Annotated in this window: 14 protein-coding genes and 1 tRNA gene; 12 read left to right on the top strand and 3 right to left on the bottom strand. The window is 63.1% G+C overall.

All coding sequences use genetic code 11. The annotated features are described in order from the left end of the window. Window positions 1-101: 101 nt before the first annotated feature. The 4 genes from NKI37_RS12485 to NKI37_RS12470 are packed head-to-tail and all read left to right on the top strand — an operon-like array spanning window position 102 to window position 4,924. Window positions 102-1,199 carry a microcin C ABC transporter permease YejB gene (locus NKI37_RS12485; RefSeq protein ID WP_023745250.1) on the top strand — a complete coding sequence of 366 codons (1,098 nt, stop codon included), beginning with the start codon at window positions 102-104 and terminating at the stop codon, window positions 1,197-1,199. Continuing rightward, window positions 1,199-2,338 carry an ABC transporter permease gene (locus tag NKI37_RS12480; protein WP_023730907.1) on the top strand — a complete coding sequence of 380 codons (1,140 nt, stop codon included), beginning with the start codon at window positions 1,199-1,201 and terminating at the stop codon, window positions 2,336-2,338. The genes NKI37_RS12485 and NKI37_RS12480 overlap by 1 nt, the downstream gene beginning before the upstream one ends. Further along, the gene (locus NKI37_RS12475) at window positions 2,335-3,963 is read left to right on the top strand and encodes an ABC transporter ATP-binding protein (protein WP_352788933.1); all 1,629 of its coding nucleotides are present in this window, start codon (window positions 2,335-2,337) and stop codon (window positions 3,961-3,963) included. The genes NKI37_RS12480 and NKI37_RS12475 overlap by 4 nt, the downstream gene beginning before the upstream one ends. A gap of 19 nt (window positions 3,964-3,982) precedes the next feature. Continuing rightward, complete coding sequence (locus NKI37_RS12470; protein WP_023696755.1) at window positions 3,983-4,924, top strand: 2-hydroxyacid dehydrogenase; 942 nt, start codon at window positions 3,983-3,985, stop codon at window positions 4,922-4,924. Window positions 4,925-4,936: 12 nt separating this feature from the next. Here NKI37_RS12470 and NKI37_RS12465 read toward each other — a convergent pair whose 3' ends face one another. Both NKI37_RS12465 and NKI37_RS12460 read right to left on the bottom strand, forming a co-directional pair. Then, window positions 4,937-5,293, bottom strand: coding sequence for a hypothetical protein (locus NKI37_RS12465; protein ID WP_023725789.1), 357 nt, complete (start codon window positions 5,291-5,293; stop codon window positions 4,937-4,939). 104 nt (window positions 5,294-5,397) lie between these two features. After that, window positions 5,398-6,330, bottom strand: coding sequence for a methyltransferase domain-containing protein (locus NKI37_RS12460; protein WP_352794451.1), 933 nt, complete (start codon window positions 6,328-6,330; stop codon window positions 5,398-5,400). Window positions 6,331-6,435: 105 nt separating this feature from the next. Between NKI37_RS12460 and NKI37_RS12455 the strand changes: the two genes are divergently transcribed. Both NKI37_RS12455 and NKI37_RS12450 read left to right on the top strand, forming a co-directional pair. Further along, a complete protein-coding gene (locus NKI37_RS12455; protein WP_023731394.1) occupies window positions 6,436-7,446 on the top strand; it encodes a ligase-associated DNA damage response exonuclease in 1,011 nt (336 codons plus the stop codon). Between the two features lie 244 nt (window positions 7,447-7,690). Continuing rightward, entirely contained in the window at window positions 7,691-9,289 is a 1,599-nt protein-coding gene (locus NKI37_RS12450; protein ID WP_352788938.1) for a cisplatin damage response ATP-dependent DNA ligase, read from the top strand. 7 nt (window positions 9,290-9,296) lie between these two features. Here the strand turns inward: NKI37_RS12450 and NKI37_RS12445 are convergent, their stop codons facing one another. Then, a complete protein-coding gene (locus NKI37_RS12445) occupies window positions 9,297-10,520 on the bottom strand; it encodes a hypothetical protein (RefSeq protein ID WP_352788941.1) in 1,224 nt (407 codons plus the stop codon). Between the two features lie 352 nt (window positions 10,521-10,872). Between NKI37_RS12445 and NKI37_RS12440 the strand changes: the two genes are divergently transcribed. The 6 genes from NKI37_RS12440 (at window position 10,873) to NKI37_RS12415 (ending at window position 16,758) form a co-directional block, all read left to right on the top strand. Beyond that, a tRNA-Thr gene (locus NKI37_RS12440) sits at window positions 10,873-10,948 on the top strand. A gap of 492 nt (window positions 10,949-11,440) precedes the next feature. Beyond that, window positions 11,441-11,629 carry a hypothetical protein gene (locus NKI37_RS12435; protein ID WP_023669500.1) on the top strand — a complete coding sequence of 63 codons (189 nt, stop codon included), beginning with the start codon at window positions 11,441-11,443 and terminating at the stop codon, window positions 11,627-11,629. Next, window positions 11,629-12,810, top strand: coding sequence for an acyltransferase family protein (locus tag NKI37_RS12430; protein ID WP_023703507.1), 1,182 nt, complete (start codon window positions 11,629-11,631; stop codon window positions 12,808-12,810). The genes NKI37_RS12435 and NKI37_RS12430 overlap by 1 nt, the downstream gene beginning before the upstream one ends. After that, the gene (locus tag NKI37_RS12425) at window positions 12,807-13,919 is read left to right on the top strand and encodes a glycosyltransferase family 2 protein (protein WP_023682047.1); all 1,113 of its coding nucleotides are present in this window, start codon (window positions 12,807-12,809) and stop codon (window positions 13,917-13,919) included. The genes NKI37_RS12430 and NKI37_RS12425 overlap by 4 nt, the downstream gene beginning before the upstream one ends. After that, window positions 13,916-14,962 (top strand): glycosyltransferase family 2 protein, encoded by a 1,047-nt coding sequence (locus tag NKI37_RS12420; protein WP_352788944.1) that lies wholly within the window; start codon window positions 13,916-13,918, stop codon window positions 14,960-14,962. The genes NKI37_RS12425 and NKI37_RS12420 overlap by 4 nt, the downstream gene beginning before the upstream one ends. After that, a complete protein-coding gene (locus NKI37_RS12415; RefSeq protein ID WP_027049321.1) occupies window positions 14,962-16,758 on the top strand; it encodes an ABC transporter ATP-binding protein in 1,797 nt (598 codons plus the stop codon). The genes NKI37_RS12420 and NKI37_RS12415 overlap by 1 nt, the downstream gene beginning before the upstream one ends. Window positions 16,759-16,863: the final 105 nt, after the last annotated feature.

Raw genomic sequence — 16,863 nt, 5'->3', positions numbered from 1 at the left:
AACCGGGGTGGGGGTGTGACGGCGTACGCCGGATCGAGACTACCCCCACCCCGCCCCGCTTCGCGGATCGACCCTCCCCACAAGGGGGAGGGTGAAAGCTGATGGGCGCCTACATACTGCGCCGTATCCTGCTGATGATACCGACCCTGTTCGGCATCATGGCGGTTGCTTTCGTCGTCACTCAATTCGCACCGGGTGGACCGGTCGAGCAGGTCATCGCCAGCCTGACCAACCAGGGCGGCAGCGACCGCCTCGGCAGCGGCGGTGGCGATGCAGGAGGCGGCGGCAATTTCGATGTGGCCGGTGACGTCGGCTCGAAGTATCGCGGCGCGCAAGGGCTCGATCCGGAATTCATCAAGAAGCTGGAAAAGCAATTCGGCTTCGACAAACCACCGCTCGAACGCTTCGTCATGATGCTGTGGAACTATGCCCGCTTCGATTTCGGCGACAGCTATTTCCGTGACATCTCGGTTCTTGACCTGATCCTGGAGAAGATGCCGGTGTCGATCTCGCTTGGGCTGTGGATCACGCTGTTGTCCTATCTGATCTCGATCCCCCTTGGCATCCGCAAAGCGGTCAAGGACGGCTCCGCCTTCGACGTCTGGACCAGCGGCGTGATCATCGTCGGCTATGCCATACCGGCCTTCCTGTTCGGCATATTGCTGATGGTGCTGTTCGCGGGCGGCTCCTTCTGGGACTGGTTCCCACTGCGCGGCATCGTCTCCGACAATTGGGACCAATTGTCGTGGCCCGACAAGATCGTCGATTATTTCTGGCACATGACCTTGCCGCTGACGGCGCTGGTGCTGTCGGCCTTCGCGACGACGACGCTGCTGACCAAGAACTCCTTCCTGGAAGAGATACGCAAACAGTATGTGGTGACGGCCCGTGCCAAGGGCCTGTCGGAGCGGCGGGTGCTTTACGGACATGTGTTCCGCAACGCAATGCTGATCGTCATTGCCGGCTTTCCAGCGGCCTTCATCTCGGCCTTCTTCACCGGCTCGCTTTTGATCGAGAACATCTTTTCCCTCGACGGTCTCGGGCTGCTCGGTTTCAGGTCCGTGTTGGCGCGCGACTATCCGGTCGTGTTCGCCAACCTCTATATATTTTCGCTGCTTGGTTTGTTCGTGACGCTGTTGTCCGACCTGATCTACACATGGGTCGATCCGCGCATCGATTTCGAGCGGAGAGACGTCTGATGACGCAAGCTGCAGCCGAGATCACACCGACAAGGATCGCCCGCCCCTGGCTGTCGCCGCTCAACAAGCGGCGCTGGCAGAACTTCAAGGCCAACCGGCGCGGCTACTGGTCGTTGTGGATATTCCTCGCTCTGTTCGTGCTGTCGCTGTTTGCCGAACTGATCGCCAACGACAGGCCGATCGTCGCCTACTACAAAGGCGAGATCCTGTTCCCGGTGGCGGTCGCCTACCCCGAGGAAAAATTCGGCGGCTTCTACGCCGTCACCGACTATCGCGACCCGGTCATCCGCGACGAGATCAACGCCAATGGCTGGATGATCTGGCCGCCAATCCGCTATTCCTACCGCACCGTCAACAATGCGATCCCCGACGCCGCTCCCGCAAAACCGTCATGGGAATACGACGCGCAGAGGCGATGCAGCCAATATCCGCAAGGCGCTGCCGATCCTGACTGCATTGTCGGCAACTGGAACTGGCTGGGTACCGATGACCAGGCGCGCGACGTGCTGGCGCGCATCATCTACGGGTTCAGGATTTCCGTGCTGTTCGGGTTGATCCTGACTGCGGGTTCGTCGGTTATCGGCGTCGCCGCCGGCGCGCTGCAAGGGTATTTCGGCGGCTGGACCGACCTTCTCTTTCAACGCTTCATAGAAATCTGGTCGGCGATACCGCTGCTGTATCTGCTGCTGATCGTCGCCGCCATCCTGCCGCCGGGCTTCTTCATCCTGCTCGGGCTGATGCTGCTGTTCTCCTGGACGTCGCTTGTCAGCGTGGTGCGCGCCGAATTCCTGCGCGCTCGCAACTTCGAATATGTCAACGCTGCCCGCGCCCTTGGCGTGTCCAACCGCACCATCATGCTGCGCCATCTTCTGCCCAACGCCATGGTCGCGACGCTGACCTTTATGCCTTTCCTGGTCAGCGCCTCGATCTCGACGCTGACCTCGCTCGACTATCTCGGTTTCGGCCTGCCGCCAGGCACCGCTTCGCTTGGCGAACTGCTTAAACAGGCGCAGAGCAATCTCAACGCTCCCTGGCTTGGTATATCCGGCTTCGTGGTCATCTCGCTGATGCTGTCGCTGCTGGTGTTCATCGGCGAGGCGACGCGCGATGCGTTCGATCCGCGCAAGGCGTTCCGATGAGCGAGCCCCTGCTCTCGGTCCGCGATCTCAGCGTTGCCTTCACGCAAGGCGGCAACCAGTCGATAGCCGTCGACCACATCTCCTTCGACCTCGCCAAGGGCGAGACGGTGGCGCTGGTCGGCGAATCCGGTTCCGGCAAATCGGTCTCGGCGCTGTCGGTGCTGAAGCTTCTGCCCTACCCGACGGCCAGCCATCCCTCGGGCAAGATCCTGTTCCAGGGCGCCGACCTTTTGGCGATGAACGAAAAGCAGTTGCGCAGCGTGCGCGGCAACAAGATCACCATGATCTTCCAGGAGCCGATGACCTCGCTCAATCCGCTGCACACGATCGAGCAGCAGATCGTCGAGATCCTGGCGCTGCATCAGGGCATGGGCGACCGCCAGGCCAAGGCGCGCACGCTGGCGCTGCTCAACGAGGTCGGCATTCGCGAACCGGAAAAGCGGCTCGACGCCTATCCGCACCAATTGTCCGGCGGCCAGCGGCAGCGCGTCATGATCGCCATGGCGCTGGCCAACGAACCGGAACTGCTGATCGCCGACGAACCGACGACGGCGCTCGACGTCACCGTGCAGGCGCAGATCCTCGAATTGCTGGCGGAGTTGAAGAGCCGTAAGGGCATGTCGATGCTGTTCATCACCCATGATCTCGGCATCGTCCGCAAGATCGCCGACCGCGTCTGCGTGATGACCAAGGGCAAGATCGTCGAGACCGGACCGACGAAGGACATCTTCGCCAACCCGCAGCACGCTTATACCAAGCACCTGCTCGCCGCCGAGCCGAAAGGCAAGCCGCCGGCCGCCAACGACGCCGCCAAGCCGGTTATGACCGGCAAGGACATCAAGGTTTGGTTCCCGATCAAAAAGGGTTTCTTTCGCACCACCGTCGACAATGTGAAGGCGGTGGACGGCATCGACGTCACCGTGCGCGCCGGCCAGACCCTCGGCGTCGTCGGCGAATCCGGCTCCGGCAAGACGACGCTCGGGCTGGCGCTGGCGCGGATGATCTCATCGACCGGCACCATCCAGTTCAATGGCAGCGACATCAACCAGCTTTCCTTCAACGCCATGCGGCCGCTGCGCCGCGAGTTGCAGATCGTTTTCCAGGACCCGTTCGGCTCGCTCAGCCCGCGCATGTCGGTCTCGGAGATCATCGAGGAAGGCTTGAAGATCCACGAGCCGAAGCTGTCGCCCGATCAACGCGACGACAAGGTCGTCGCCGTGCTGAAGGAGGTCGGGCTCGATCCGGCGACCAGGAACCGCTATCCGCATGAATTCTCCGGCGGCCAGCGCCAGCGCGTCGCCATTGCGCGCGCCATGGTGCTCAATCCACGCTTCGTCATGCTGGACGAACCGACCTCGGCGCTCGACATGAGCGTGCAGGCGCAAGTGGTCGACCTCTTACGCAATCTGCAGGCCAGGCACGACCTTGCCTATCTGTTCATCAGCCACGATCTGAAAGTCATTCGCGCCCTTGCCAATGACGTCATCGTCATGCGCAATGGCAAGATCGTCGAAGCCGGCCCTTCCGAACAGATTTTCGAGCGGCCGCAGACCGACTATACGAAGGCGCTGATCTCGGCCGCGTTCAAGATCGAGACGGCGCCGGTCGGTATCGTCAGCGAATAACAGGGAATACAATCCGCAAATGGAAAAAGGCAAAATCCTGCTTGCCGTCACCGGCTTTCATCCGCAGCGCTGGCGCGAGCTGCTGTCGGCCGAGCGCGAAGTGGTGCTGGAGCCGGACGGCGCTTCGGATCCGTCGATCACCTATGCGGTGGTGTGGAAGCAGAAGCCGAACCTACTGAAATCGCTGCCCAATCTGCGCGCAATCTTCTCGATCGGCGCCGGCGTCGACCACATCTTCGCCGATCCCGGCCTGCCCGATGTGCCGATCGTCAAAGTGGTCGCCGAGAACCTGACGCAGTACATGACCGAATATGTCGTCTGGCGCGTGCTCGACCATCACCGCCAGGGCATGCTCTATCGTGCGCAGCAGCCGAAGAAGACCTGGCACGAACCGCCGCAGCGGCCGGCCGGTGACATCTCGGTCGGCATTATGGGGCTCGGCAATCTCGGCCGCGCGGCGGCATCGGTGCTGTTGTCGCTCGGCTTTGCCGTCAATGGCTGGTCGCGGAGCGACAAGGCCATGAAAGGCGTTGCGACCTATGCCGGAGAGGCCGGGCTGATCCCCTTCCTCAACGCCACCGACATACTGGTGGTGCTGTTGCCGCTGACGCCGGACACGCACGGCATCATCAATTACGGCGTGCTGAAGGAATTGCGCAAGCGAAACGGCCTCGGCGGCTCGGTGCTGATCAATGCCGGGCGCGGCCGGCTGCAGAAGGACGCCGACATCTTGCGAGCGCTGGACGACGGCACGCTGAAGGAGGCGAGCCTCGACGTGTTCGAGGTCGAGCCGCTGCCGAAGACCAGTCCGCTTTGGAGTCACCCGAAAGTGTTCGTGACGCCGCACGCGGCGGCGACCTCCGACCCTGTCCACCTGGCGCCGAGCATGTTGCGGCAGATGGATGCCTTCGAGCGCGGCGAAAAGCTTGATAACGTGGTCGACCGCAAGGCGGGGTACTGAGGAAGTTCAGGTTCAGCTCGGCAGGGTGAACTTCTTCTGTTTGTTGGGCTTGCCGCAGTCGCGGCGGACGATCGAGCGGTTCATGGCGTCGATCTTGCCACTTGCCAGATCAGTATCGCGCTTGCTTTTGGAGCGCATATCCGGCGTGAACGGGCCGAAGCCCATCGCCGGATTGGAGAAGCTCGGCTTGGCGTCCGTCGACAGATGGTATTGCTGCGCCAGTTCGTTGCGCTGCGCCAGCAACTGGTCGCAAGGCACGTTGTCATATTGCAGCGACGATTGTACGTCCTGGTCCTGCCGCTCCGACATCGAGCTGCTGCAGCCGGCCATCGCCAGGCAGGACGCCAAGACCATCATGTTCCAGCGCATGTGTTCCTCCTCAATGCCTGCCGAGGGCTTTTCTCGGCTTGTATCCTACCTGATGCCGCGCGAGCCGCAAAAATCCTATTCACGTTTTCGAACAAGACGAGACATCAACCCTTGGACGAGGGCACCGCCAGCGCGGCAAGCCCGCCGACCGGCTGGCGGCGATCCCAGCGGATGACGGTCGGCTGCATCGACAGCACCGACAGGCCGTTTGCGGCAAGCACCCGCTCGACATAGGCTTGAGAATGGGCGTAGCGACGAGACGGCTGCAGCGCAAAACCGGCGTCGCCGCCCGCCCCGCCCTTGGCTGGCGTTTCGACGGAAAAGGCAAACAGGCCATTGGTGGCCAGAATGCCGGCGACGGTCTTCACCACGCGATCGAGCGCGCCGACATAGATGAACACGTCGGCCGCCACCACCAGATCGGCTTTCGGCCCGGCATAGGCAAAATGCTGCAGATCGGCCTTGGCGAGCAGGTCGTAGACGCCCTTGGAGCGGGCCTTTTTCAGCATGGCGGCGGAGATATCGTAGCCCTCCAGCCGTTCGGCGACCGGCCGCAGTTTCTCGCCCATCAGACCGGTGCCGCAACCGAGATCGAGCGCCAGCGAAAAGCGGCCCGGTCTTGCCGCGCGAATGGCGCGATCGAGAAACTCCGGCAGCCGGTAGCCGAGCTTGTCGACCAGCGAGTCCTCGAAAGTCTCGGCATAGTGGTCGAACAGCGTCTCGACGAAGGCGCTGGGTGGCGCTGCGGCAGCCGGCGCCTTGCCGATGAGTTGCAGCTTCAGCGCAGCGCCAAGGCGATCCGCCGGGTCGAGTTTCAGCGCCGTCGCCCAGGCTTGAGCCGCCACGTCGAGCCGCTCGGCCGTCTCCTGCATCTCGCCAAGACGGAACCAGCCCGCCGCCCATTGCGGCGCCAGTTCCAGCGCGCCGAGCAGCAGCTCCGCCGCTGCCGCGTGGTCGCCCGAGCCGAAAAGCATCTCGGCATAGTCGGCGCGACGGTCGGCGGTCAGGTCGCCGGACGAGATTTTCAGCGGTTGCATGGCGATGGCCCCGCCTGCTGATGCGGCCGGTGGCTGGCTGTAGGCCGAGTCAGCAGTCTCTTGCAACAGGCTTCCCGCGCTGGAATTAGCCACTATCTTGACTGGATGCGCGCCAGCGACCTGCTCCATCCCCGGCCTGAAGGCCTTTATTGCCCATGCGGCGATTTCTTCATCGACCCGGTGCGGCCAGTCAACCGGGCGTTGATCACGCATGGCCATTCCGACCATGCCCGCTCCGGCCATCGTTCGGTGCTGGCGACGCAGCAGACGCTCGACATTATGGGGTTGCGTTATGGCGAGGATTTTGCCGGGACAACGCAAGCGGCCGTGCTTGGCGAAGCGATGGCGCTGAACGATGTCAGCGTCACCTTCCATCCGGCCGGCCATGTGCTGGGCTCGGCGCAGATCGCGGTCGAGCACAAGGGCAGGCGCATTGTCGCCTCCGGCGACTACAAGCGCCAGAAGGACGCGACCTGCGCACCGTTCGAGCCGGTCCAATGCGACGTGTTCATCACCGAGGCGACCTTCGGCCTGCCGGTGTTTCACCATCCGCCCGACACGGAGGAGATCGCCCGCTTGCTCAAATCAGCGGCGCAGTTTCCCGAGCGATCGCATCTGGTCGGCGCCTATGCGCTGGGCAAGGCACAGCGGGTGATGCGGCTGCTGCGCGATGCCGGTTATGACAGGCCGATCTATATCCACGGCGCGCTGGCCAAGCTCAGCGAATATTACCAGAGCCAGGGCATCGACCTCGGCACGCTGGAGCCGGCAACCGTCGACAGCGGCGGCAAGCAGGATTTCACCGGGGCCATCGTTGTCGGCCCGCCATCGGCCTTCGCCGACCGCTGGGCGCGGCGCTTTCCCGACCCGATCTCGTGCTTCGCCTCGGGCTGGATGCGCATCCGCCAGCGCGCCAAGCAAGGCGGCGTCGAACTGCCGCTGATCATTTCCGACCACGCCGACTGGGACGAACTGACCGCCACCGTCAAGGAGACGGGCGCCGGCGAAATCTGGGTGACGCATGGCCGCGAGGAAGCGCTGGTGCGCTGGTGCGAGCTGGAAGGCATCGCCGCCAGGCCACTGCACCTTGTGGGCTATGAGGACGAGGGCGATTGATGGTGATTTTTGATCCAGAAATCGCCGGCGCGGCGATCCTTCCCACCCCCCTCTGGCCTGCCGGCCATCTCCCCCGCAAGGGGGGAGATCAGATGTCACCTCCCCTTTCGCCAATCGCCAACCTCGCAAGATGGGCGGCAAGATCAAGGCTGCCAATCTCCCCCCTTGCGGGGGAGATGTCCAGCAGGACAGAGGGGGGTGTGCCAGAACGCAAACCTCTGCCGTCAACGCGGTCCTTGCATCCATGAACCGCTTTGCCGAACTCCTCGACCGCTTGGTGCTGACGCCGTCGCGCAATGGCAAGCTGACGCTGCTCGTCGATTATTTCCGCAGCGTCGAGGACCCCGACCGCGGGCTGGCGCTGGCGGCTATCACCGGCGACCTCAACATTGCGGCGGTCAAGCCGGCGATGCTGCGCACGCTGGTCACCGAGCGCATGGATCCGGTGCTGTTCGGCTATTCCTACGACTATGTCGGCGACCTCGCTGAAACCGTGTCGCTGGTCTGGCCGCAAACGCCGGGACATATCCCCAACCGGGAGCCGACGCTTGGCGACGTCGTGGCGAAGCTGCAGGCGGCGAGCCGCTCGGACGGACCCAAGGTGCTGGCCGGGCTGCTCGACAGCGCCGGCATTTCAGCGCGCTTTGCCATCATCAAGCTGGTCACCGGCGGCTTGCGCATCGGCGTTTCGGCGCGGCTGGCCAAACAGGCGCTGGCCGATTTCGGCAAGGTCGATGTCGCCAAGATCGAGGAGCTGTGGCACGGGCTGACGCCGCCCTATATCTCGCTGTTCGCGTGGCTGGAAGGCAAGGCCGAGAAGCCGAAGCGGACCGCACTTGCCCTGTTCAGTCCGGTGATGCTGTCGAACCCGGTCGGCGACGGCGACCTCGAAAAGCTCGATCCGGCCGACTATGCCGCGGAATGGAAATGGGACGGCATCCGCGTTCAGGCGGTGTGCGAGGGCGGCGTGCGCCGGCTCTATTCGCGCACCGGCGACGATGTGTCCGGCGCATTCCCCGATCTCGCCCAGGCAATGGATTTTTCCGCCGCGCTCGATGGTGAATTGCTGGTCGGCGAGCCCGCGGCGACCGGCACCTTTTCGGACCTGCAACAGCGGCTCAATCGCAAGAGCGTGGCCCCGAAGATACAGCAGCAATACCCGGCGTTCATGCGCTGCTACGATGCGCTGCAGATCAACGGCGAAGATTTGCGCGCGCTACCTTTCCGCGAGCGGCGGGCCCGTCTTGAGGCCTTCATCACAACGCTGGACCCGCACCGTTTCGATCTGTCGCCATTCGTCGAATTCCCGGATTGGCAAACGCTGGAGGAACTGCGCCGCGCGCCGCCGCACCCGATCATCGAAGGCGTGATGCTGAAGCGCTGGGATTCGCCCTATCTTGCGGGACGGCCGAAAGGCCCGTGGTTCAAGTGGAAGCGCGATCCGCACACGGTCGATGCTGTGCTGATGTATGCGCAGCGCGGCCATGGCAAGCGGTCAAGCTTTTATTCCGACTATACGTTCGGCGTCTGGTCGGGGCCGGAAGGCGCAGAGGAACTGGTGCCGGTCGGCAAGGCCTATTTCGGCTTCACCGACGAGGAGCTGAAGCAGATCGACAAATTTGTCCGCGACAACACGGTCGAGCGTTTCGGCCCGGTGCGCTCGGTGCGCGCCGACCGCAGCCAAGGCCTGGTGCTGGAGGTGGCGTTCGAAGGTCTCAACCGTTCGACCCGCCACAAATCCGGCGTTGCGATGCGATTTCCCCGCATCTCACGGCTGCGCTGGGACAAGCCGACCGCCGAAGCCGACCGCATCGAGACGCTGCAGGCGCTGCTGGATCGCTAGGCAGCGCTCACGGTTCGATCGAGACGCGGATCTCGTAGATGTCGACCGCCTTGCCCTGCTTGTCGAAGTCGGAGTTGATGGCGATGCTGCCGGCGGCGCCCGGGGGCTTGTCAGGGAATTTCACGTCGAACAGATATTCGTTACGCTGCTGGCCGACCGCATAGCGCTTGCGGCCGCAGTCGCCGAGATCGCCGAAATTGCAGTCGACGGAGATCTGCGTGTCCTTGCCGTCCTCGGCGCGGGCGACGATGTCGAACACGGCATGTTTGCCGGCAAGCTTCTCCAGCACGCCCTGCCCGACATCGAAGCTGATGGCCGAGCCGGAAGCACCGGAGCGGATGCGCAGGAAGGAGCCGGTGTCGTCCTGCACGACATCGGCCTTGGCGTCGGACGGGGTCGCCACATGCGTTGGATCGGTGGGTGTAAACACGTTGATCCAGTCGCGCGTCTGTTCGGCGACACCAGGCTGCTGCGGCGCGCCAGGCTGCTGCGGCTCAGTTGTATCGGCAGGCGGCGTGAAGTCGTCATCGTCGACGGTCGGCGGCGCTTCGGGCGGCGCCGTGTCGAGCTGCGCCGGGGTCTTGAAGACCCCGGTCTGGACGGCGAAATAGAGGCCGATGCCGGCGGCGGCGAGCAACGTCACGCCAAAGAAGATCGCCGTCAGCGGCAGGCGGCGGCCCCTTATCCGCCTTTCATCACGGTCAGGCGCCACTTCCGCCGCGGCCTCGGCCGGCGCGGAATCGGCCATATCGATCGCCGGGGCGCCGGGCAGCGTGGCGTCAGGCATGATGTCGGGGACGACCGGCAGCACGCGCGAACGCGGCGCGTCGGATGCCTCGGGCTGAACCGGTTCATCAACGACGATCGCCGGCGACGGTCCGGCCGCGACACCTGTCGGGGCATCGACCGCGGGCGCTTCGGCGGCGCCCTGTACGGCGTCTTGCGGCTGCGCAACGCGTTGCGTCAGCGCGGTATCTTGTGTCTGCGCAGCGCTCTGCGTCGGCGCGGCGACATCGGGGACCGCGGGCAGGAATTCGGATTCGATCTCGGCGATCTTTTCCTGGATCGCCTTGCGGCGCTTGATGGCGGCTTCCACCGTCACGCCGGGATTGGCCTGGAGCACGCGGTCGAGCGCCGCGAAAGCCGACCGATAGACCCTCTCGCGAAATGCCCGGTCCTCGGCGTTGCCTTTCTCGAAGGCGTTGCGGATCGCTTTTTCGATCGCGTCCAAGCGAATTTCCCCTGTCCGTTCGCTTACATTGCCATGATCGTTAGCCGCAGGAGACCAATCAATCAACGGGCGAGCGCCCGCATTCTGCCTTACAGGCCTGTTCAAGGCCCATTTCGATGCGTTTTGGCAATAAAATCAGTCGGTTTTGCCGCCTTGCCGGGCAGTTTGTGCGCAGTCCACCGCGACGTCTCCGCGTAGCCGAAAAAGCAAATGAGGCGGTGGCTCATTGCGCGCCAATGGAAAATGCCGGGACGAATTGCCGGATGCCGGCTCGAAATCGCGGTTGCCCATCTTGAATTAGCGGCCGGTTGAGTCTATCACCCAGCCGATCCTGGAACCTCGCGCTTCCCGGGCCGCTTTAGCTCAGTTGGTAGAGCACATCATTCGTAATGATGGGGTCAGGTGTTCGAGTCACCTAAGCGGCACCAGTTCTCCATCCGACGCAAGCGTGACGGCAGGTGCAAGGCTAATGCACGTCACTCCCTACGCCAACACCGGCACTTCCTGTCTGCCTCGTCGACATGCGCCATATGGCCGCCGCCACAGGATTGCGTCGTCAGACGCTTGACCATCGACTATGCTGCATCGCGCAAGATCGATAACCTAGAGAACCCGACACTACAAGCATAATTTATAAGATACAAAACCACTACCTTAGAATAATCTTCGTCAATTTTGACCTATATCAGACACTTCGGATTATAGTTGTGTAATTAAACCGTGTCTTTTCTGACATGGTACCACTTCTCGTACAGCATTGCGGACGTGAAAAACCCTCAGCGACGCAACGCACTCGCAAATCATACCCGTTTTTAGCACTAACTCACACAAATATTACAGCTCGATAGATATTTTGTGTTGCACTGCACCATTGCCCGGTTGCACCATTTCTTGGGGGATTTGGTACTGGGAAGTGCGCCGTGGAGGATTCCGCCAAGTTGATCAGCTTGAATTTTTCGCTGGCCAGCACCGATTTCGAGGCTGCCCCGCGCAAAAGGCGCGGGTTTGATGTTGTCGGCGCACTCTCGACGCTGGCAGGCCTCGACCTGAGGCCCGGAATGCAGGGCCGCTGGCTTCATCGGAGATTTCAGACCGGCGGAAATGGCTGATGGCGGTCGCGCGTGACAATCAGTTGGACGCTCTGCGCGCCATCGCTGTCACGATGGTTCTCTATTCCCATTTCCTTGCACCCAACGGGTCCTCCTTTTGGGGCCACATCGGGGTGCGGCTTTTTTTTGTGCTGAGCGGCTTCCTGATCACACGACTGCTGCTCGAAGCGCGCGCCGCGGCCGAATTCAAAGCCGGCCCTGCATTGAGTTCCTTCTACATCAGGCGCGCGCTGCGCATATTCCCGCCCTATTTCGCCGTGCTTGGGTTCGTCTGGCTGACCGATCTGGAGCAGTCCAGTGGATCGCTCGTCTGGCATGCGCTTTACCTGTCGAATTTTTGGTACGCGCTGCGCAACGAATGGACGCCCTGGCTACTCTGCCATTTCTGGAGCCTGAGCATCGAGGAGCAGTTCTATATCGCCTGGCCGCTGGTCGTGCTTCTCGCACCCCGCCGGCGGGTGGAAGCGATCACTATCGGCGTCATCCTGTTGTCGCTGGCCTATCGCTTCTACTGGCCGATCACCGCCACCCCGGCGCTAGCGCGCGACCTGCTGCCGCCAGCATCGATGGACGCGCTGGCGTTTGGTGCTTTGCTTGCCTGCCGGCGGACCAGAGGCGCCGGCCTGCCGCAATGGATGCGGCTAGGCTGGCCAGCCCTTGCGGCTGTCTTCCTGGCGATTGAGTGGCTTATCCCTGCGCCGGCCGATCCTATGCTGGAATGGGCCCGCTGGGCGTTGCTGCAGATCCTGCCCCTGGTGCCGCTGGTGGCCGTTGTGGCCGCCTGTTCAGCCGGCCTTGGCGGCGTCCTCGGCAGGGTTTTCGAACTGCCACCGCTGCTGTCACTGGGCCGCATCAGCTACGGCGTCTATCTTTACCATCCGATCCTTCTGTCGCTCGCCGTCAAGTCACAGCCCTGGATCCCGCTCAATGTCTCGGAGCAGGGGCCAGGGCGTTTCCTGGTCGCGAGCGCCGCCACGATCGCCGTCGCTTCGATCTCGTGGACGACTTTCGAAAAGCCGCTCAACGGCCTCAAGCGCCGCTTCCCCTATGTAGCGCGCCGCCGCTCCCAGGCACGCTCTGGCGATGCCGGCTGGCTCGGCAGGGCGGCGGACGCCTATCCCGGCGGATCCCCCGATGGCCGCGCCGCACTCGAACTCCGGCGAACGGATGCGCAGAGATGACCACCGCGCCGCTCGTCTCCGTCCTGCTGCCGGTCTACAATGCCGGGCCTTATCTCACCGCTGCGCTGGAGAGCATTCTGCGGCAAGACTACGATCGCCTGGAGGTCATCGCTATCGATGACGGATCGACTGACAACTCGCTCGAGATTCTCGAACGATACCGCAGGGCAGACAATCGCGTTTCTGTCATCTCGCGTGAGAACCGCGGCCTCGTCGCCACCCTCAATGAAGGGCTACGACTGGCCCAGGGCGAGCTTGTTGCGCGAATGGATGCGGACGATGTCGCCTATCCCCGGCGCCTCTCGCGCCAGGTCGCACTGTTCGAGCGGCGGCCCGATCTCGGCTTCTGCGGCGCCTGCGTTGATACCTTGCTTCACGGCCGTATCGCCAAAGGCAGGCTAGACCCGGTGTTCCGGCTCGGCCGGCTCGACATATTGTCGATGTTCTTTACGATATTCTTACATCCGACGGTGATCTATAACAGGAAGGTTATTGGGAACAACGATCTCTATTACGATCCAAAATATAGGCATGCCGAGGATTTCGATCTCTTCAGACGGCTTGCCGGCCGTTTCCCGGCGACCATATTGCCCGATAGCCTGCTCGTCTATCGCATCCATGCGGGAAGCGTGACCATGCGGCATGCCAAGGAAATGCGCAGGACGCATTTGCGGATCGTGGCCGAAAATCTCGAGCGTGAGGGGCTTGCGGAAACCACAGCGGATCTGCGCGACATCGGCGAGGCCGTCTCTTTCGACACGGTTTCGCGCGCAGCCGATTTCATCCGTGCGCTCGAAGAGCGGATTTCCGAGCTTCCGACCGACACACGGCCAAGCTTCGAGGCAGGCGCGCTGAACCTGTTCTATTTCCTCTACCAACTCGTCGGCGACGAAGGAGAACCGCCGCTGACCCACGAATTGCTCACGCGGACGGCGAGATGGAATTTCATCCGGCGCCGCGAACAATATGCGCTGCGTCCCGGCGTCTGGGCGCCTTGGCTCAGCCTGCTCTCGATAAGGGCCGGAAAGCGGGCCGACGCGGTGGCCTACTTCTTCAAAACCACGCCGGCCGAAGCGGTGCTTGCGCGTTATCAGCGGGGACTGGTATGACCGGCAGGCCCCACCCGCTCCTGCGCGATCACCAGTTTGCGAGTGCGCCTGTCCCGACATCTCCCCGATCGGAGCGGCCGTCGCTCGAGGTCAGTTTCATCGTCTGCACGCGCGACCGCGCCGCTGTGCTGGAGGCTTGCATAGCCTCGATCCAGGCCGCATGCCGGGTGCACGCCACCTTCGCGGCAGAGTTGGTGGTGGTCGATAATGGTTCACGGGACGGCACGTCAAAGCGGCTGGCCGCTATCGCCGAAACTTCCGACATCCCAGTCACAGCCGTCTCGGAGACTCGCCCCGGACTAGCCGCTGCCCGCAATGCCGGATTGGCGCGAGCGCGAGGCCGCGTGCTGGTCTTCGTCGACGACGACTGCAAGCTCGACCGCGACTATCTCCGCGACCTGGAGCGGCACTACCGGAGTGGCGAGAAGTGGCTGATCCGCGGCGGCCGGGTCGAGCTCGGTGATGCCCGGGACCTGCCCTTCACCATAAAGCTCCGCGAGGCAAGCGAGCGGCTGACCCCGGCGGTCCACCCCGGCGGCTTCGTGCTCGGCTGCAACATGACCATGCACCGCGACGTCGCGGCCCGCATCGGCTCGTTCGACGAACGCTTCGGCGCTGGCGGCCCGCTACGCTCGGCTGAAGATACTGATTATCTCGTGCGGGCGATGCTGCTCGGCATGCCGGTCGAGTACGTGCCCGACATGACGGTCTTGCATCATCACGGCCGGCGAGACCGCAAGTCGATCGACAGGCTGCACCGCGACTATAGCCTCGGTAATGGTGCGCTGTGCCTGAAACATGTCCGCCACGCCCCTTGGCTGCTTCGCCATGTCTATTGGTCTGCGCGGGCCGCGTTCAGGGAACTGGCGGGCCGTCCTCGCTTTGACCGCGACCTCGATCTGTCGCACTGGCCTATTGTCGTTATGAATCTGGCAGGTGCCGCCAGATTTGCGCTGCTCGTCATGATGGGATGGCCAAAACGGCTGCCGCTGCGCCACGACCGACAAGCCAGCGAAGCCAATGCGGAGGCCAGAGCGCGATAATGTCACTGATTCCGTCAGCCCTGCCAATGCTGCGCCGCGCGCTTGGTGGCAGGCTGTTGCGGCTCGTTCCCGTCGTGGTGGGGCTCGGGCTTGCGGGCGCCGCGCTGGAAGGCCTCGGCATCGGTCTCATCATTCCGCTGCTTGGCATCATTATGGGACGTGGCGAAACATCAGGCATGGCCGGTTTCTCCGCCCTCCTCCAGCAGGTTGGAGCGGACCTCGGCGAGCGCCAGCGGCTGATCGCCATTTCGGCCGCGATCCTCGGTTCGATCGTACTGAAAAATGTCTTTGCCTTCGCCAACACTCTGCTGACCAGCTACATCTACGGCAAGGCAGGTTATTCGATCCGTAGCGCACTGTCGGAGCAGTTGCTCAGGGTCGGCTACCCCTTTTTCCTGCAGCAAAGCCCCGGGCGGCTGCTCAACATCATCTCCAACGAATCCTGGCGAGCATCCGACGCTATCCAGGCCCTGCTCGGCGCGATCGTCAGTGCCTCGGCCGCCGTCATCCTGCTCGCCTTCCTCCTGCTCCTCTCTTGGCAGATGACGCTGCTGGTGACTCTAGGGCTGGCGCTTGTCCAGCTGGCGCACGGGGTTTTGTCGTCCAATCTGAAGGCGCCGAGCCGCAGCGTCGTCTCGCGCAACAGCGCACTGGCGTCGCAGATGCTGCATCTGGTGCATGCCGGGCGCCTGATTCGCATCTTCGGGCAGGAGAACCGTGAAAAGGCGGTCTTCGCCAAAGCGTCCGACGGGGTGCGGCGGGCGGCTTTCGTGCTTTCAATCCGCCAGGGCGTCTTGCCGCCACTGACCGAGGTATTGCACGCGATGCTGTTCCTGGCGGTGGTGATCGGAGCCTGGCTGGCGAATGTAAGCTTCCCGCTGACCGTCGCCTTCCTCATCCTGCTCTACCGACTGCAGCCGCATATGCGGGCCTTGCAGATGTCCTGGAGTCAGTTGCAAGGCATGAGCGGCTCGCTGGAGGAGGTACAATGGCTGCTCGATCCTTCCGACAAGCCCGAGGCGCCGCAGGGCAGCCTGCCGTTCGACGGCTTGCGCCAAGGGATCAGCTTCGATGATGTGAGCTTCGCCTATTCCGGTCCCCTGTCAGGCCCCGACGCGCGCGAGGCGGTGCTGCATAAGGCGGTGTTCGACATCCGCAGCGGCCGCTCGACGGCGCTGATCGGCCGCTCGGGCGCCGGCAAGACGACGATCGTCAATCTCCTGTGCCGCTTCGTCAAACCCGACAGCGGCAGGATCCTCGTCGATGGGGCACCGCTCGATGAAGTGGACCCAAGCCAGTGGCGGCGGAACATTGCCCTGGCCAGTCAGGAGCTGGAACTGGTCGATGGCACCATTTTTGAAAACATTATCTACGGCTACGACACGGCGTCGGCCAGCGACGCCATGCGCGCCGCAAGGCTGGCCGAGGCACATCAATTCATCGAGCACCTGCCGCAGGGCTACGCGACACTGGTCGGATACCGGGGCATCAACCTGTCAGCCGGACAAAGGCAAAGGATCGCCCTGGCGCGGGCGCTGGTGCGCGATCCCGATATTCTCATCCTCGACGAAGCCACCAGTGCGGTGGATGGGTTGTCAGAAGCCGCTATTGTCGAGACGCTGAAATCGCGGGCCGGCCGCCGCACCACCATTGTCATCAGTCATCATTACAGCACCATATCGTTCTGCGACGACGTGGTGATCTTGAGCCGCGGTCGGGTGAAAAAACAGGCCCCCTTCGCAACCCTGGCAATGCTCAGCATGGACGAGCTTTACCAGCACGGAGCGGGTGAGTGATGGGGCGCACCCCAACCTGCGACGCGGCTTGCGCCCGGCAGCTCGCAGATCGCGATCAATCCTGCCGGCAAACCACCGCCGCGACGCATTTCCGATTGTTCAAAA

The organism is Mesorhizobium sp. M0626, from assembly GCF_040320665.1.
Classification (GTDB): domain Bacteria; phylum Pseudomonadota; class Alphaproteobacteria; order Rhizobiales; family Rhizobiaceae; genus Mesorhizobium.
Note: the sequence above shows the minus strand (reverse complement) of the source record. Positions and strands in the feature narration are given on the sequence as shown.

Bases quoted from the DNA above. Each gene is read 5' to 3' on its own strand.
- NKI37_RS12430 (WP_023703507.1), top strand. From the start codon at position 11,629: ATGGCGGTCGCGCGTGACAATCAGTTGGACGCTCTGCGCGCCATCGCT.
- NKI37_RS12480 (WP_023730907.1), top strand. From the start codon at position 1,199: ATGACGCAAGCTGCAGCCGAGATCACACCGACAAGGATCGCCCGCCCC.
- NKI37_RS12415 (WP_027049321.1), top strand. From the start codon at position 14,962: ATGTCACTGATTCCGTCAGCCCTGCCAATGCTGCGCCGCGCGCTTGGT.
- NKI37_RS12470 (WP_023696755.1), top strand. From the start codon at position 3,983: ATGGAAAAAGGCAAAATCCTGCTTGCCGTCACCGGCTTTCATCCGCAG.
- NKI37_RS12420 (WP_352788944.1), top strand. From the start codon at position 13,916: ATGACCGGCAGGCCCCACCCGCTCCTGCGCGATCACCAGTTTGCGAGT.
- NKI37_RS12460 (WP_352794451.1), bottom strand. From the start codon at position 6,330: ATGCAACCGCTGAAAATCTCGTCCGGCGACCTGACCGCCGACCGTCGC.
- NKI37_RS12455 (WP_023731394.1), top strand. From the start codon at position 6,436: ATGCGCGCCAGCGACCTGCTCCATCCCCGGCCTGAAGGCCTTTATTGC.
- NKI37_RS12425 (WP_023682047.1), top strand. From the start codon at position 12,807: ATGACCACCGCGCCGCTCGTCTCCGTCCTGCTGCCGGTCTACAATGCC.
- NKI37_RS12465 (WP_023725789.1), bottom strand. From the start codon at position 5,293: ATGCGCTGGAACATGATGGTCTTGGCGTCCTGCCTGGCGATGGCCGGC.
- NKI37_RS12475 (WP_352788933.1), top strand. From the start codon at position 2,335: ATGAGCGAGCCCCTGCTCTCGGTCCGCGATCTCAGCGTTGCCTTCACG.
- NKI37_RS12450 (WP_352788938.1), top strand. From the start codon at position 7,691: ATGAACCGCTTTGCCGAACTCCTCGACCGCTTGGTGCTGACGCCGTCG.
- NKI37_RS12485 (WP_023745250.1), top strand. From the start codon at position 102: ATGGGCGCCTACATACTGCGCCGTATCCTGCTGATGATACCGACCCTG.